The 14,638-nt window shown below is 69.7% G+C and carries 17 protein-coding genes; 9 read left to right on the plus strand and 8 right to left on the minus strand.

Features of this window, described 5'->3' with window-relative positions; all coding sequences use genetic code 11:
- The first annotated feature begins 27 nt into the window (after positions 1 to 27).
- Entirely contained in the window at positions 28 to 2,370 is a 2,343-nt protein-coding gene (locus ACYVF7_RS53440; protein ID WP_460355199.1) for a helicase-associated domain-containing protein, read from the plus strand.
- Between the two features lie 350 nt (positions 2,371 to 2,720).
- Positions 2,721 to 3,296 carry an NlpC/P60 family protein gene (locus ACYVF7_RS53445; RefSeq protein WP_460355202.1) on the plus strand — a complete coding sequence of 192 codons (576 nt, stop codon included), beginning with the start codon at positions 2,721 to 2,723 and terminating at the stop codon, positions 3,294 to 3,296.
- Positions 3,297 to 3,445: 149 nt separating this feature from the next.
- Here ACYVF7_RS53445 and ACYVF7_RS53450 read toward each other — a convergent pair whose 3' ends face one another.
- Both ACYVF7_RS53450 and ACYVF7_RS53455 read right to left on the minus strand, forming a co-directional pair.
- Positions 3,446 to 3,883 (minus strand): pyridoxamine 5'-phosphate oxidase family protein, encoded by a 438-nt coding sequence (locus tag ACYVF7_RS53450; RefSeq protein ID WP_460355205.1) that lies wholly within the window; start codon positions 3,881 to 3,883, stop codon positions 3,446 to 3,448.
- Between the two features lie 54 nt (positions 3,884 to 3,937).
- On the minus strand, positions 3,938 to 4,690 hold the full coding sequence (locus tag ACYVF7_RS53455) for an AraC family transcriptional regulator (protein WP_460355207.1): 753 nt from the start codon (positions 4,688 to 4,690) through the stop codon (positions 3,938 to 3,940).
- Between the two features lie 77 nt (positions 4,691 to 4,767).
- Between ACYVF7_RS53455 and ACYVF7_RS53460 the strand changes: the two genes are divergently transcribed.
- The 3 genes from ACYVF7_RS53460 (at position 4,768) to ACYVF7_RS53470 (ending at position 8,268) form a co-directional block, all read left to right on the plus strand.
- Positions 4,768 to 6,009 (plus strand): MFS transporter, encoded by a 1,242-nt coding sequence (locus ACYVF7_RS53460; RefSeq protein WP_460355210.1) that lies wholly within the window; start codon positions 4,768 to 4,770, stop codon positions 6,007 to 6,009.
- A gap of 53 nt (positions 6,010 to 6,062) precedes the next feature.
- Positions 6,063 to 6,539 (plus strand): hypothetical protein, encoded by a 477-nt coding sequence (locus ACYVF7_RS53465; protein ID WP_460355212.1) that lies wholly within the window; start codon positions 6,063 to 6,065, stop codon positions 6,537 to 6,539.
- A 73-nt stretch (positions 6,540 to 6,612) separates the two neighbouring features.
- On the plus strand, positions 6,613 to 8,268 hold the full coding sequence (locus tag ACYVF7_RS53470; protein ID WP_460355215.1) for a DNA repair helicase XPB: 1,656 nt from the start codon (positions 6,613 to 6,615) through the stop codon (positions 8,266 to 8,268).
- Position 8,269: 1 nt separating this feature from the next.
- Here ACYVF7_RS53470 and ACYVF7_RS53475 read toward each other — a convergent pair whose 3' ends face one another.
- Positions 8,270 to 8,719 carry a nitroreductase family deazaflavin-dependent oxidoreductase gene (locus ACYVF7_RS53475; RefSeq protein ID WP_460355218.1) on the minus strand — a complete coding sequence of 150 codons (450 nt, stop codon included), beginning with the start codon at positions 8,717 to 8,719 and terminating at the stop codon, positions 8,270 to 8,272.
- A gap of 118 nt (positions 8,720 to 8,837) precedes the next feature.
- Here ACYVF7_RS53475 and ACYVF7_RS53480 point away from each other — a divergent pair, with 118 nt between their 5' ends.
- Positions 8,838 to 9,530, plus strand: coding sequence for a TetR/AcrR family transcriptional regulator (locus ACYVF7_RS53480; RefSeq protein WP_460355220.1), 693 nt, complete (start codon positions 8,838 to 8,840; stop codon positions 9,528 to 9,530).
- Between the two features lie 260 nt (positions 9,531 to 9,790).
- Here ACYVF7_RS53480 and ACYVF7_RS53485 read toward each other — a convergent pair whose 3' ends face one another.
- Both ACYVF7_RS53485 and ACYVF7_RS53490 read right to left on the minus strand, forming a co-directional pair.
- Positions 9,791 to 10,273 carry a hypothetical protein gene (locus tag ACYVF7_RS53485; protein WP_460355222.1) on the minus strand — a complete coding sequence of 161 codons (483 nt, stop codon included), beginning with the start codon at positions 10,271 to 10,273 and terminating at the stop codon, positions 9,791 to 9,793.
- A gap of 34 nt (positions 10,274 to 10,307) precedes the next feature.
- Entirely contained in the window at positions 10,308 to 10,595 is a 288-nt protein-coding gene (locus ACYVF7_RS53490; protein WP_460355224.1) for a hypothetical protein, read from the minus strand.
- A 434-nt stretch (positions 10,596 to 11,029) separates the two neighbouring features.
- Here ACYVF7_RS53490 and ACYVF7_RS53495 point away from each other — a divergent pair, with 434 nt between their 5' ends.
- The gene (locus tag ACYVF7_RS53495; protein WP_460355226.1) at positions 11,030 to 11,812 is read left to right on the plus strand and encodes a helix-turn-helix transcriptional regulator; all 783 of its coding nucleotides are present in this window, start codon (positions 11,030 to 11,032) and stop codon (positions 11,810 to 11,812) included.
- A gap of 48 nt (positions 11,813 to 11,860) precedes the next feature.
- Here ACYVF7_RS53495 and ACYVF7_RS53500 read toward each other — a convergent pair whose 3' ends face one another.
- From ACYVF7_RS53500 to ACYVF7_RS53510, 3 genes are all read right to left on the minus strand, one after another.
- The gene (locus tag ACYVF7_RS53500; protein WP_460358580.1) at positions 11,861 to 12,772 is read right to left on the minus strand and encodes an EamA family transporter; all 912 of its coding nucleotides are present in this window, start codon (positions 12,770 to 12,772) and stop codon (positions 11,861 to 11,863) included.
- 81 nt (positions 12,773 to 12,853) lie between these two features.
- Positions 12,854 to 13,444, minus strand: a complete 591-nt coding sequence (locus ACYVF7_RS53505; protein WP_460355228.1) for an LURP-one-related/scramblase family protein — start codon at positions 13,442 to 13,444, stop codon at positions 12,854 to 12,856.
- Positions 13,445 to 13,478: 34 nt separating this feature from the next.
- Entirely contained in the window at positions 13,479 to 14,051 is a 573-nt protein-coding gene (locus ACYVF7_RS53510; protein ID WP_460355230.1) for a TetR/AcrR family transcriptional regulator, read from the minus strand.
- A gap of 59 nt (positions 14,052 to 14,110) precedes the next feature.
- Here ACYVF7_RS53510 and ACYVF7_RS53515 point away from each other — a divergent pair, with 59 nt between their 5' ends.
- Both ACYVF7_RS53515 and ACYVF7_RS53520 read left to right on the plus strand, forming a co-directional pair.
- Entirely contained in the window at positions 14,111 to 14,269 is a 159-nt protein-coding gene (locus ACYVF7_RS53515; RefSeq protein ID WP_460355231.1) for a hypothetical protein, read from the plus strand.
- Positions 14,260 to 14,610, plus strand: coding sequence for an HXXEE domain-containing protein (locus ACYVF7_RS53520; protein WP_460355233.1), 351 nt, complete (start codon positions 14,260 to 14,262; stop codon positions 14,608 to 14,610). Before ACYVF7_RS53515 ends, ACYVF7_RS53520 begins: the two co-directional genes overlap by 10 nt.
- Positions 14,611 to 14,638: the final 28 nt, after the last annotated feature.

Consider the following 14,638-nt stretch of genomic DNA (forward strand, 5'->3'; position numbering starts at 1 on the left):
TCGTCATCCGCGAATACCGTTGTCGTCGTGAGCACGGAGACCTACGCCGACTGGTTGCGGGCGCGCGACGACGACGGTCTGCGCGCCCTGTTCGCGGCTCGCCCCGAGTTGATCACTCCCGTGCCCGCCGACATGGGAGCGCTGGCCGCCCGGGCGTCCGCGGCATCCGCCGTGTCGCGGGCGCTCGACCGCCTCGACCGGCTCGCCCTGAACGTCTTCGAGGCGTTGCTGGTCCTCCCCACGCCCATCGCCTACGACGACCTCCTGACGGCCGTGCCGACTGCGGAGGCCGCAGAGGCCGACATCCGGATCCGGGAGACCGTGGACCGGCTGCGCACCCTGGCCCTGGTGTGGGGTGAGGACGAGGCCCTCCGGGTGGTCCCAGGCGGGCGGCAGGTCATTCCGCACCCGGCCGGACTCGGCCCGTCGCTCCGGGAGGCGTTCGCCTCCTATCCCTCCGAGCGGCTGGCGGAGCTGCTCGACGACCTCGGCCTGGAATCGGTCGACGACATCCCGGGCCGGATTGCCGCCTTGATCGAGGACGCGGGCCCGGAGGCGAGGGCCGCTCTCGACCGGCTCGCCTGGGGGCCGCCCGTCGGCCGGGTCGACGGCGCCCGCCGGCCCGTCAGCCTCGCCACGGCCGCCTCCCCCATCGAGCGCCTTCTCGCACGCGGCCTGCTGGCCGCGACCGACGACCGCACCGTGACGCTGCCCCGCGAGGTCGGGCTGCACCTGCGCGGCGGCCGCGTCTTCGCCGAGCTGCGGACGGCACCGCCGCCGCTCGACGGCACCGCCCGCCCGAAGTCGCTCGTCGAGCGTACGGCCGGCGGCCAGGCGTTCACGTTCGTGCGCACGATGGAGGACCTGCTCGACCACTGGGGCGTCGACCCGCCCGGCGTGCTGCGCGGCGGCGGGCTCGGCATCCGCGACCTGCGCGCCACCGCCACCCGGCTCGACGTGCCCGAGTGGACGGCCGCCCTGCTCATCGAGGTGGCGTACGCCGCCGGGCTCCTCGCCCGCGACGGCGACCACGACGGCCCGGCGGGCGCCGAGTGGCTGCCGACCCAGTCGTACGACCTGTGGCGGCTGCGGGACATCGAGCGCCGCTGGACCGACCTGGCCAATGCCTGGCTGCTGACCGACCGGGCAGCCGGCCTCGCGGGCGAGCGTGACGACCGCGACCGGCTCATCAACGCGCTTTCCGACGAGGCCGTACGGGTGAGCGCCCCGCAGGTGCGGCGCTCGGTGCTCGGTGCGCTCGGTGACGCCGAGCGGGGGACCGCGCCCAGGGCAGAGGACGTCTTCGCCTACCTCACGTGGCAGCAGCCACGCCGTGGCGGCACCCTGCGCGAGCGCCTCGTCGGCTGGACCCTTCGCGAGGCCGAGGTGCTCGGCGTCACCGGCCTCGGCGCCCTTTCCGGCCACGCCCGGGCGCTCCTGGCAGGCGGCGACGCGGCCAAGGCGCTCGCCGCCGTGCTGCCCGAGCCGGTCGACCACGTGCTCATCCAGGCCGACCTGACGGCGGTCGCCCCGGGCCCGCTCGTCAGCGACCTGGCCCGCGAGCTCGCGCTCGCCGCCGACGTCGAGTCCACCGGCGGCGCCACCGTCTACCGCTTCACCCCGGAGTCGGTACGCCGGGCCCTCGACGCGGGTCGCGGCGCGGCCGAGCTGATCGACCTGCTCAAACGGCATTCGACCACCGACCTACCGCAGCCGCTGACCTACCTCATCGAGGACGTCGCCCGCCGGCACGGCCGGCTGCGGGTCGGCGTCGCCTCGGCGTACGTCCGCTGCGACGACCCTGCCGTGCTCGACGAGATCCTCGCCGACCGGCGCTCGGACCAGCTGCGGCTCCACCGGCTCGCGCCGACGGTCCTGGCCTCCCGGATCTCCCGCGGTGAGCTGCTGGAGTCCCTGCGCGCGCTGGGGTACGCGCCGGTGGCCGAGTCGCCGGAGGGCTCCGTCGTCGTCACCCGTCTCGACGCACGCCGGGCCGAGACCACACACGGCACGTACGAACCCGCGCACCACTCCCAGGTCGCCGTGGCCGGCCCGGACCCGTCGGTCGTGACGGCGGCCGTCCGCGCGCTCCGGGCGGGCGAGAGCGCCGCCCGGGCCACCGTCCCGAGCGGTTCGCCGCCGCGCTCCCCTGCCATGGCCATGGTCAAGCAGCTCCGGCAGGCGGCCGACCGGGGCTCCCGCGTGTGGATCGGCTACCTCGACCAGCAGGGGCAGGCGTCCAGCCGCATCATCGAGCCGGCCCGCGTGGAGGGCGGGTTCCTCACCGCGTACGACGCGACGCGCGCCGCCGTACAGCGCTTCGCCCTGCACCGCATCACCGGCGTCGCCGAGGTCGACGGCCCCTCCTGACCCACAACACCGACGTCGCCGAGCCCGGCAGCTCGTCCTGCTCCACATCACCGGCCGCGCAGACGTCAATAGCCCGCTTTGGCCCGCAGCACCCGCCGCACAGACGTCGACAGCTCGCCCTGACCCGCATGCCCAGGTCAACGGCTCATTCCACTCTCAAACCCGGCCGCCGTGGCCGTTTTCGGCCACTCGCATTCAGTGCTGATATTCCATGATCAATCCGCGAATGTCACCGAACGCACACGAATGTAACTCTTTTGCACTTGCGACCCACCTGTCACAGCAGGCAGGGTTCGCAGCGGTCGGCCGACCGTAATGCCCATAGTCATCTCTCCACAACGGGAGTTCAGATGCGCATTACCGTAAAGACCCTGGCAGCGACGACGATAACGGCCGGCCTCACCCTGACCGGAATGGCGACCGCACACGCCACCGTCGCCGCCCCGGCCGCCGCGAAAGCACCGGCCGCCGTGAAGGCCACGGACGTCACGGCCCAGGCGTGCAAGGGCAACCCCCGCAGCAACCTGCACTTGACCCGAGCGCAGATCAAGACCCGCGCCCACAGCTGGTTCGGCAAGGTCCCGTACAACCAGAAGCATTACTACTGCAACAGTTACGGCCGTTACCGAGAGGACTGCTCCGGCTACGTCTCAATGGCCTGGGGGCTGCACACGTCCCAATGGACCGGCAGCCTCCTCAGCTACTCCCACGCCATCTCCAAGAAGTCGCTCAGGTACGGTGACGTGCTGACCCGCAACCCCAAGAGCACGTCGAAGGGCCACGTCGCGATCTTCATGAAATGGGCGAGCGGGGGCCGTGCGGTCGTGTGGGACGAGGCCAACCCCAGCGTCAAGACGGGCCAGCGCACCTGGTCGAAGTCCTACACGGCCAGCTTCTCGGCGCGCCGTTATAACAACGTCCGCTAGCGCACCTGGGACACGCTGATGCCGGAATCCATCAGCTCACCGCGCCGAAATTGGTCGAGGGGCCGTCGGCCCCCGAATACGGCCCCTCGACCCTTTCCATTTCACGGCCGCATCGTCGCGAGGAAGCACGATTCGAAGCGCGCGGCGGATCAGGCTCCGCGCTTGCCGAAATCGGCGCTGGACCAGTGCGCGGGACGCATCCGGACCAGCGTGAGGCCCTCTCCGCTGGTGCTCTGGAGATACCGCTCGCCGAGTTCCGGCCCCAGATAACGGTGGGCCAGCGCGGCGCGTTCGGCCTCCCCGGCCGGTTCGTCGACGGCGGTGACGGGCCCCTCCACGGTGACGTACCGGTAGGGCGGGTCGTCGTTGTGCACGCACAGCGTGACCCGGCCGGCCTCCCGGATCAGCTCGGCCTTGCGGCTCTTCGCGCCGGTGATGAAGTACAGCTCCCCACCGGGCTCGTAGGCGTACCACATCGGCACGGTCACCGGTGCCCGGTCTCCGCCGCTCTCGGTCACACTCAGCACACCGAGCCGTACTCCCGCGAGGAACGCCTCGCGCTCCCCCACACTCATCACCTGCGTCACGCCGTGATGCGTAACCGGGCCGCGCCCATCGCCAACCCGTAGGGCGGCAAAGAGTCAGCGCGGGTCGGCGCCGCCCGCGTACCGGCCCGGCGTGACGCCGAAGGCGTGGCGGAACGACTCGATGTACGCGCTGGGGCTGCGGAAGCCGCTGGCGGCCGCGACGGTGGTGACCGACGCTCCGGTGGCGAGCAGTGTGAGGGAGTGGTGCAGCCGCAGCTGGGTGCGCCACTGCGGGAAGGTCATCCCCGTCTGTTCGCGGAAGAGCCGGCTGAGCGTGCGTTCGCCCGCGCCGACGGCCCGCCCGAGTTCGGCGAGGGAGCGCTGGTCGGTGGGGTCGGCGGTCAGGATGTCCGCCACGTCGCGGAGCCGGGGGTCGGCCGGTGTCGGCAGGCACAGCGGGAGTGCCTCGACCCGGCGCAGCTGGTCGAGGGCGACCGCCTCGAGGTTGCGCCGCTGGCGGGTGGTCAGTTCGTCGTCGTCGCTGAGCGCGATGATCACCTCGCGCATCAGCGGAGTCACCGCCAGGACGGTCGGCACGTCGAGCCCGAGCGGGTTGACCCGCGCGTCGAAGACGAGGGTCCGCATCTGCGTGGGACCGTACGCCTGGTGGGCGTGGGCCACGGCGGCGGGGATCCACACGGCGCGGTGCGGGGGGACGACCCATGAGCCCGCGCTCGTGGAGACCTGCAGCACGCCCCGGCTCGGATGGACGAGCTGGTGCCGGGCGTGGTCGTGCCAGTCGATCCAGGCGCCGTGCTGCAACGACTTGCGCGTCGGGCCGGTGAGATGTTGGCGGGTTACCGACATTTGTTGGCAGAGTACCGGAAGCCCGCTCCCCGTACCGGCCCCGATGCTGAGCCCATGTGTCACTCAGGACCTCGATCATGACCACCGAAGGGACCCGTGTCGGCGACGGAGCGCCCCGTACGGAGATGCCGAAGCCGTCCGTGCCGTCCTCGGCGTTGCGGCGGATGTGGGTGTGGGCGGTCGCGCACGCGGTCGACGACCTGTATCAGGGCCTGGTCCCCGCGAGCGTGCCGTACTTCGTGCTGGACCGGCACTACGGCTACGTGGCCGCCTCCGGGCTGACCCTCGCCGCCACGCTGGGCAGTTCGGTGCCCCAGCCGTTCATCGGCGTCGCGGTGGACCGGAGGGGGCTCGGCCGGCTGGCCGCCCTGGGCGTGGCGGTCGCCGGGCTCGGGTTCGGGCTGTCCGGCCTGGTGAGCTCCTACGCCCTCGTCTGGAGCCTGATCCTGATCTCCGGGCTGGGCGTGGCGATGTTCCATCCGGCCGCCGGGAAGGGGGCCCGGGAGACGGCCGGCGACAGCACCACCGCGATGAGCCTGTTCGCCGCGGGCGGCAGCGTCGGATTCTTCCTCGCTCCGGTCCTGGCGACGCCCGCGCTGGTGTCGATGGGCGTCGGGGCGAGCGCGCTCTTCATCCCGCCCGCCCTGCTGATCGCCTTCGTCCTCCTCCGGCACGGACGGCGAACGGCCGGGACCGCGTCCGCCGCGGCGCGGACGGGAACGGACCGCTGGCCGCCGTTCCTCGTGCTGACCGGCATCGAGATCGTACGGTCCGTGGCCTTCTTCGGTGTCAACACCTTCATTGAGCTGTACTGGATCCGGCACCTGCACTCCTCGCGCGAGGTCGCGGGCGCCGCGCTGGCCTGCTTCCTCGTCGGGGGCGTCGCTGGCACCCTGCTCGGCGGCCGCGTCGCCGACCGGATCGGACTGGTCCGCACCGTGCAGATCGGCGGCGCGCTGGCGATCCCCGCGCTGGTCGGGCTCCGGCTGGCCCCGGGCCCGGTCGTTCCGCTGCTGTTCGCCGTGTTCAGCGGCATCGCGTTGAACATCCCGTTCGCGGTGCTCGTCAAGCTCGGCCAGGACTACCTGCCGACGCGGCCGGGCACGGCGGCCGGGGTCACGCTGGGCCTGGGAGTCAGCGTCGGCGGGCTGATCTCCCCGGTGTTCGGCCTCATCGCCGAGGCGTACGGCCCGCAGGGCGTCTTCCTGAGCCTGGGCGCGGTCCCCGTCGCCGCCCTCGTACTGGGCCTGTTCCTCGTCGAACCGGAAGGTCCTTCGGACAATCGACTTTCGGGACGGCAAGATGGAACCAAACGGTGATCGGATGAGTCGTACTTATCCGTCATGCTTGGCGTGCCTTTTACATCCTTGGAATGTCGACCTGGGGGCTCACCGTGACATGGCAGGACCCGTATGGGCAGTACGGTCAACAGGGCCAGAACCCGTACGGGCAGGACTCCTATGGCCAGCAGGGCTGGCAGAACACCCAACCCGGCTGGCAGGACCCGTACGCCCAGCAGAACACCTACGGGCAGCAGCAGGGTTACGGCTACTACGGGCCACCGGGCGCACCGGCCCGCGGCTCCAACGGCAGTACGGTCGGGGCCCTCGTCGCCAACATCGTCGCCGCTCTGCTCTGCTGCGGCGGAATCGCCTGGCTGCCCGGCATCATCCTCGCCGCGATGGCGATGAACCGGAACAACAGCGACCCGGAGTCCGCCAAGCAGCTGACCCTGTGGTCGTGGGTCTGCGTCGTCCTCAACGTGGTGCTGGCCATCGTCCTGTTCGTGGTGCTGTACAGCATCGGCACGTTCGCCGATCACACGTCGAACACCAGCGGTACGTACTGACCGAACCCGCGCGGGAAGCCTTTCGGGGGCTCCGACTGTTGGACACTGAGGTTCCACCCCAGAAAGGCATCCCGTGACCGACGGCCCGCTCATCGTCCAGTCCGACAAGACCCTGCTGCTCGAGGTCGACCACGACCTGGCGAACGAATGCCGCAAGGCCATCGCGCCGTTCGCCGAACTGGAGCGCGCGCCCGAGCACATCCACACGTACCGGATCACCCCGCTCGCGCTGTGGAACGCCCGTGCCGCGGGCCACGACGCCGAGCAGGTGATCGACGCGCTCATCACGTACGCGCGCTACCCCGTGCCGCACGCGCTGCTCGTCGACGTCACCGACACGATGGGCCGGTACGGCCGGCTGCGGCTGGAGAAACACCCGACGTACGGGCTGGTGCTGGCGTCGTCGGACCGCGCCGTGCTCGAAGAGGTGCTGCGGGCCAAGAAGCTCAAGGCGATGTTCGGTCAGCGCGTCGACGACGACACCGTGGCCGTGCACCCCAGCGAGCGGGGCACGCTCAAGCAGGCCCTGCTCAAGCTGGGCTGGCCGGCCGAGGACCTGGCCGGGTACGTCGACGGCGAGGCCCACCCGATCAGCCTGCAGGAGAACGGCTGGGAGCTGCGGTCGTACCAGCGTGACGCCGCGGAGTCGTTCTGGCACGGCGGCTCGGGCGTCGTCGTGCTGCCCTGCGGTGCGGGCAAGACGATCGTGGGCGCCGCCGCGATGGCCCACGCGTCCGCCACCACGCTGATCCTCGTCACCAACACCGTCTCGGCGCACCAGTGGAAGCAGGAGCTGCTGCGCCGCACCTCGCTGACCGAGGAGGAGATCGGGGAGTACACCGGCACCAAGAAGGAGATCCGCCCGGTCACGATCGCGACGTACCAGGTCATGACCACCCGCCGGAAGGGCGTCTACTCCCACCTGGAGCTGTTCGACGCACGCGACTGGGGCCTCGTCCTGTACGACGAGGTGCACCTGCTGCCCGCGCCGATCTTCCGGATGACCGCCGACCTGCAGACCCGCCGGCGGCTCGGCCTGACCGCGACTCTCGTCCGCGAGGACGGCCGCGAGGGCGACGTGTTCTCCCTCATCGGCCCGAAGCGGTACGACGCGCCATGGAAGGAGATGGAGGCCCAGGGCTGGATCGCCCCCGCCGACTGCGTCGAGGTCCGGGTGACGCTCACCGACTCCGAACGCCTCGCCTACGCCACCGCCGAGCAGGAGGAGCGCTACCGCTTCTGCTCCACGACGGCGACCAAGACCTCGGTCGTCGAGGCCCTCGTCGAGCGCCACCGGGGCGAGCAGCTGCTCGTCATCGGCCAGTACATCGACCAGCTCGACGAGCTCGGTGAGCGCCTCGACGCGCCGGTGATCAAGGGCGAGACGAAGATCAAGGAGCGGGAGCGGCTGTTCGACGCCTTCCGTAGCGGCGAGCTGTCCGTGCTGATCGTCTCGAAGGTCGCCAACTTCTCCATCGACCTGCCCGAGGCCTCGGTGGCGATCCAGGTCTCGGGGACGTTCGGGTCGCGGCAGGAGGAGGCACAGCGGCTCGGCCGCGTCCTGCGCCCGAAGGCTTCGGGCAAGGGCGCGCGGTTCTACTCGGTCGTCGCCCGCGACACCCTGGACCAGGACTACGCCGCCCACCGGCAGCGCTTCCTCGCCGAGCAGGGCTACGCCTACCGCATCGTCGACGCCGACGCCGTCTACTCCTCCGACGAGGAGATCTGAGTCAGTCGATCCGGAACACCGGAACGCTCGGCGCGACGGCCGCGAGCAGCTCGTCGTCGGCGTTCTTGATGTCCACGTCGAAGAACCGGGCGACCTCCCAGCCCCACCGCTTGAAGTAGTGGCGCAGCAGCACGGCCTTCTGGTCGTCCGGTAGCTCCGTGACGGTGAACGCCTCGGCCCGGCGGCCCAGGCGCAGCTCGCCCCCGCCGGCGACGCGGATGTTGCGCACCCACTGCGTGTGTCCGCGCGGGGCGACCAGGTAGCGCACGCCGTCGTGCGTCAGCAGGTTGACCGGAGTGGTGCGCCACTCCCCGCTGGTGCGGCCCCGCACGGCGAGGACCCGCGTCCCGAAGAGGCTGATCCCCTTCCGCGTCAGGAAGTGGACGAACTTGTTGAAGTAGATCTCGAACCCGGCGGCCTGGACGTGACGGGGCTCCGCGGCGGTGGTCATCTCGGCTCCTTTGTGAGCAGTGCTCTCACTTAAGAGCAGTGTGCACCGCGGTTGCCTGTGACGCAAGAGCACTGCTCTCGAATTTGTGCACCGATCTCATCCCTGTCAGACTGTGCCCATGAGCGCGAGTCGTACCGCCCGCGAGCGAGCGAGAGCCGAACTGACCCGGGAGATCAAGGACGAGGCGCGCCGCCAGTTGGCGGTCTCCGGCGCCCAAGGGCTGTCGCTACGCGCCGTGGCCCGCGAGCTCGGCATGGTCTCCTCGGCGCTGTACCGCTACTTCGCCAGCCGCGACGACCTGCTCACCGCACTGATCATCGACGCATACTCGGCACTCGCCGACGAGGTGGAGGCCGCCGACCGGGCCGCGACCGGCCCTCGGGCCCGCTGGCAGGCGATCTGCCGGGCCGTACGCGCCTGGGCGACCGCGCATCCCCACGAGTACGCACTGGTCTACGGCTCCCCGGTGCCGGGATACCAGGCCCCCGAGACGACGATCGACTCCGCGTCCCGCATACCCATCGCCATCATGTCGATCATCCGCGACGCCCACGAGGCCGGCGCCCTGACCGGCCCGAGCGACGAGGACGCGATGCCGCCGGCCCTCACCGAGCAGACCGCCCGCATCGCCGCGTTCATCGGACCGGACATCCCCGGCCACCTGATCGTTCGAGGCGCCGTCGCCTGGACCCAGCTGTTCGGCATGGTCACCTTCGAACTGTTCGGCCAGTACGCCAACACCCTCGACCCCGCCGACGCGTTCTTCGACCACACCGTCGACCGCATAGCCGACCTACTCGGCCTTCCGTAACGGTGCGCCTACCAGTCGAAGACACGCTCGATGACGGCAGCGGTCCCGGCGGGGCCGGCGCGGAAGCAGGCAGGGCTCATCGCACGGACCCGACCGCCTTGGACGAACACGCTGACCGGACGCATATTGACCATGACCTCGCCAGGCTGTCCATCGAAGCTCCAACCTCGATCGAACACCCAGCGAGGCCACGATCAACGCCCCCGCCGAACGGCTACGACCGGGTCACGCGCACGGCTTCCGGATACGCACTCAGTGCGCTAGGGCATCGAGACGGACGGGCTGTTTGCGCTGACCCATTGGTTTGCGTCATTGGCCAGAATGCCGTTGGTGTAGAAGTCCCCGAGGTACTCGGTCCGTAGATACCCCTCGTGGGAGCCGTTCGTGCACGGGGCTGTCGTGTCGGACTGAACCTCGTTCCAGCCATTCATGAGCCGAATCCGGGCGTAGCAGCCGGGGCCCTTATTACCGGTGATTCCGATCCATACATTCGGAATTACGTTGACTCCGGAGGCCGATACGCAGGCGCTGATCCAACCAAAGTTGGTGTACGCCTTCGAGCTGCAGCCACCGCCTGCGGCGAAGGGACGTTCGGCCGCCTTCCCGGTGAGGACGTGCACGACGATCCGATGTCCGGACGTTGCCGCGGATGCGGGCGCGGACGCGGACGCGGACGCGGCAACCATGGCGGCCAGAGCCGTTCCGGTCAGTACGCCGGCCGTGGCCGACAGTGAGAGTTTCATGGCTCGATCCTTTTATTACGCATCGGTCGTCAGATCAGAAGGTGATCCAGATGTTCTGTACGCCGACGACGCCACATCCGAGCGCCAGTTCGCTTGTCCCGTTCACGGTGTTTGTCGACGCGGTGCGCTCCGGAAATCCGAAGGGATTGCAGGTGACGTGCAGGGTCCAGAAGCCGGTCCCGGTGCACTGACCGTGACCCCGATTGTCGTCGCCGTACCAGGTATGGCAGCTGAGCGAGTTCGGCGCTACGGACTTGGCGGAGGCGGCCTGCGCCGAGACGGCGCCGGCGAAGCCGACCGCGGCCACCGTGGCCATCAGCACTGCGGACCTGCGGATGACACTGCGTGCACTGTGCATGTTGACTCCCCTTTCTCGTGCAGGCTCACGCTATTGGAGCGCCCTGAGAATCGACCATGGGCCAAAAGGCGAATTCAGCAGCTCCCGACAAAGCACGAGGCCGGCACCCACCCACGTCGGTATAGACCCGCCGGCTTTGGGCCGAGATGACACAGCGCGGCGCTGAGCGTCTGAAGGGTTCGATGCGCGGCCACGATTCCGGACGGTAGCCGGGCCGATCCGAACTGAAACAATGACCGACATGTCAATGGTCCGAAGGTGGAACCGGCGTCCGATCCGGCAGCCGACCCCAACCCGAAGGTGCCAGGTGAGCCGCTCGGTCACGCGTGGGTCTACGTTGTCGCGCATGGCCGATACCGGCACTTATGTCGTCGACGGACGAATGGCACAATATGGCCATGGCGCCTGCTATTCGTCCGCTGGCCGCAGCGACCCTGACCGCGCGAGACCTTGATCGCGTGCTACGGCTCTTGGAAGACTGCGAACAAGCGACCACCCTCGCGGAATTTCGGATCGCCACGCTGGAAGGTCTGGCACGCCACCTGGGCTACCGTAACGCCACGTTTTTTGTTGGACCGAACCTACCGCAGTGCTTCGCCGACCCGTCGGGGATGGCATACGGCAGAGCGACGCGCCTGCTGAACCAGTACCAGGAACACTACTGGCGCAATGACATCTTTTCTCAGCCGCAGGCACTCGTGAAGCTACGGGAACAATCCGTGGTCATCTTGGATGACCTCCCGGTCCCGAGCCGGGCGCCGGTGCAGCACTACCTCGACGATTTCCTCATGAGCAACGGCATCCGCGCCAAATTGGTGACGCGGCTGGCAACCCCTCCTGATGCGACGGCGCTGATGGGCCTGATCGACGCCGAATCCGGAGCATTCGGCCCACGCGACCTCGCGCTGGCCGGTCTACTGGCCCGCCACCTGGGAAACCTTCTTCGTCACTACACCCAAGCGATGCCGGTCTCGCTGGGCGACAGCGGGCTATCCCCCCGGGAGACCGAGGTCGTGCGGCTGGTCGCCGAAGGCTTCAGCAACCAGCAGATAGCCGCTGCCCTCTTCATCACCACCAGCACGGTCAAGAAGCACCTTACGAGCGCGATGCGGGCCAGTGGATGCAGCAACCGCACCGAGCTCGCATTGACCTGGAAGCACTGCGGACCGCACACCGCATAGACCCTCCACTCGGCCCCGCGCATCGGTACGGAGATCCAGGGTTTCCGGCTATGAGCCGACCAGGTCGGGCGAGGCGGGCGTGGCCTCCTCGATCGGCTGTTCCGCGGGCGGCGTCTCGGAATCGTGGCCGTGCTCGTGGACGGCGACTCCGAGCATCACGGCGGTCAGGCCCGCGATGTCGAGGAGCGAGGGCGACTGCCGGAGCACCACCACGCCGACCACCATGGCCGTCGCGGGCAACAGCGCGAGCAGGAGAGCGTACGTCGACCGCGCCATCCGGGCCATCGCCAGCTGGTCACAGACGTACGGCAGGACCGAGGCGACGCCCACGCCGAAGGCGGCGGCGAGAGGACGCGGGCCAGCGAGCGCCGGCAGGACGTCCCGTACGGCGAAAGGCGCGGTGACCACGCAGGCGACCAGCATCGCCGCCGCCAGCCCGTCGATGCCGCCGAGCCGCCCGGGCAGCCGCCGTGCGGCCCGGTGGGCGACCACGATGTAGAGCGCGAACGTCAGCGCGTCGACGAAGGCGAAGAGGAACCCGAGCGGTTCCCCGGTCAGCCGGGCGTCGGTCAGCACCACGACGCCCGCGGTGGCGGCGAGCACGGCGGCGATGTTCCGCGGTGTGCGGGCACCGAACGTCGCCAGGACGATCACCGGGAGGAACTCGATCGCGGCCACGGTGCCCAGCGGCAGGATGGCGATCGCCTGGTAGAAGGCGAGATTGAGCAGACCGAGGACGGCGCCCCACGCCACGATCACGCGGCGTCCGGCCGGGCCGGCGGCCCGCAGAGTCCGCCACGGGCGCCGCCACACGGCGAGCACGAGAGCACCGCTCCAGATACGGAGCGCCCCGGTGCCGGTCGGGGCCAGCCGCGCGAACATCACCACCGTGAACGCCGGACCGAGGTAGCTGGACAGCGCCGAGCCGACGAAGTACGACCACGAGACGGCCTTCCGCATGATCACGAGAGGGATTCTCGATGATCATGCGGTCAACGGGTGGGCCGGATTCAGGATTTCAAACGGTCCGCCGACTTGCGGTTACTTCTTGTTCTCTCTCAGGACCACGTCGATGGTGATGGCCGTGGAGATGACGAGGCTGCGGAGCGGGTCGGGCAGCTGGTACGGGATCTGGACGGCGTAGCGGTCGGCCGTCGTGAACCACGCGGCGGCGAGGCCCTCCCACTGCTTGTTGACCTGGGCGATCTCGACGCCCTGCCAGTCGGTGACCCTGAAGTCCCAGGCGAAGAAGTCACCGCGGATCTCCCCGAGCTGACGGTCCTGCGGGTCCAGCATCGTGAAGCGCGGCTTGAGCCCGAAATGGCACTGGATGGCGCCGATCGGCTGGCCGTTCGGCCAGGTGATCTGGACCTTCGGCGTCGCCAGGGCGAACGGCTTGTCGATGATCAGCATCGGCACGCCGTCAGGACGCATCACGTGCAGGGTGTGCCGCGTGTTGTTCGAAAGATCCGAGAACATGAAGCGCATCGCCTTCTTGCCCCCGGACAGGTTCGGCTCGCCGACGATCGCGACCGGTTGGCCCTGGGCGTTGAAGACGGTGTACTTCGACTCGACCGCGAACACCTTTTTGGGCTGCTCGACGAGTAGAACAGGGGAGTTGAAGAGATCCACGGGCAGAAGCTTACGATTTTTACGTTACCTACGCTTACGTATGGCCGGCTCCGCTGATCACCAGGTCGAAAATCGCCGAAGCCGACGCGGCCGGGGCCGGAACACCGAGGGCGATCGGCCGGTACAGCGCCGGTCCGACGACGGCGTCCATCAGCAGCTCCGGGTCCACATCGCCGCGTAGTCTCCCCTGGTCGACCGCCCGATGGATGAGCGTCCGCGCGTGGTCCCGCAGCGGGTGGACGAAGCGCCGCCGGTACTCCTCCGCGAGCGCACGATCCGCGATGAGCTCGGCGGAGAGGGCCGGGAGCGCCCGCCCGGCGACGGTCTCGGCGAGCCGCTCGTACGTCACCTCGAGCAGTCGCCGCAGATCCTCGAGGGGGTCGCCGGTCTCCTCGACCGACCTGTCTCCGAGCTGCACGGCGACGGCGTCGAGGACCATCTCGCCCTTCGACGGCCACCGACGGTAGATCGTCGTCTTGGCCACTCCGGCTCGCCGCGCGACGTCGTCGACACGGAGGGCGGGGTAGCCGCCCTCGGCCAGGAGTTCCAGCGTCGCCGACAGGATCGCGCGGTCACGAGCCGCGTCCCGCGGCCTTCCGATACTCACAGTTGCGTATTATGCCGAACGCTATTTACGCTACTCGCAGTTTCGTTAAGGAGATGATCATGGCTGGATGGAAGCGGTGGTCCTGGGCGCTCGCGGGCGCGTTCGCGCTGCACAACACCGAGGAGGCGCTCACCATGCGCCGCCTTCCGAGCCTCGCGGGCCGGTTCGACCAGGCCGGCCGCTCGACCAGGGCGCCCTCAACGGGCTCATGGCGGTGATCTCCGGGCTCGGCCTGGCGGCGGTCGCCGTCGGCACGACGGGCCGACCGGCCGCCTGGAAGCCGTACCTGCCCGCGGGCATGGCCGGGGTGATGCTGCTCAACGTGGCACTCCCCCACGTACCCGCCGCCGTCGTCGCACGCGGCTACGCACCCGGCCTCGTCACCGCCGTGAGCCTCAACCTGCCGATCGGCGTCGCGGTGCTGCGGAGCACCGTACGAGAGGGCGCGGTCTCCCGACGCGGCCTGCGCCGTACGGTGCCGGCCGCGCTCGGCATCCTCGCCTGCGCTCCCCTCGCCGTCGCCACCGCCCGCGCGGCCTCCGGCCGAGGCGACGGCTGACGCTCCGGATGGACTCGCAATTCCGGGC

The sequence above is a fragment of the Actinoallomurus acanthiterrae genome, from assembly GCF_054775715.1.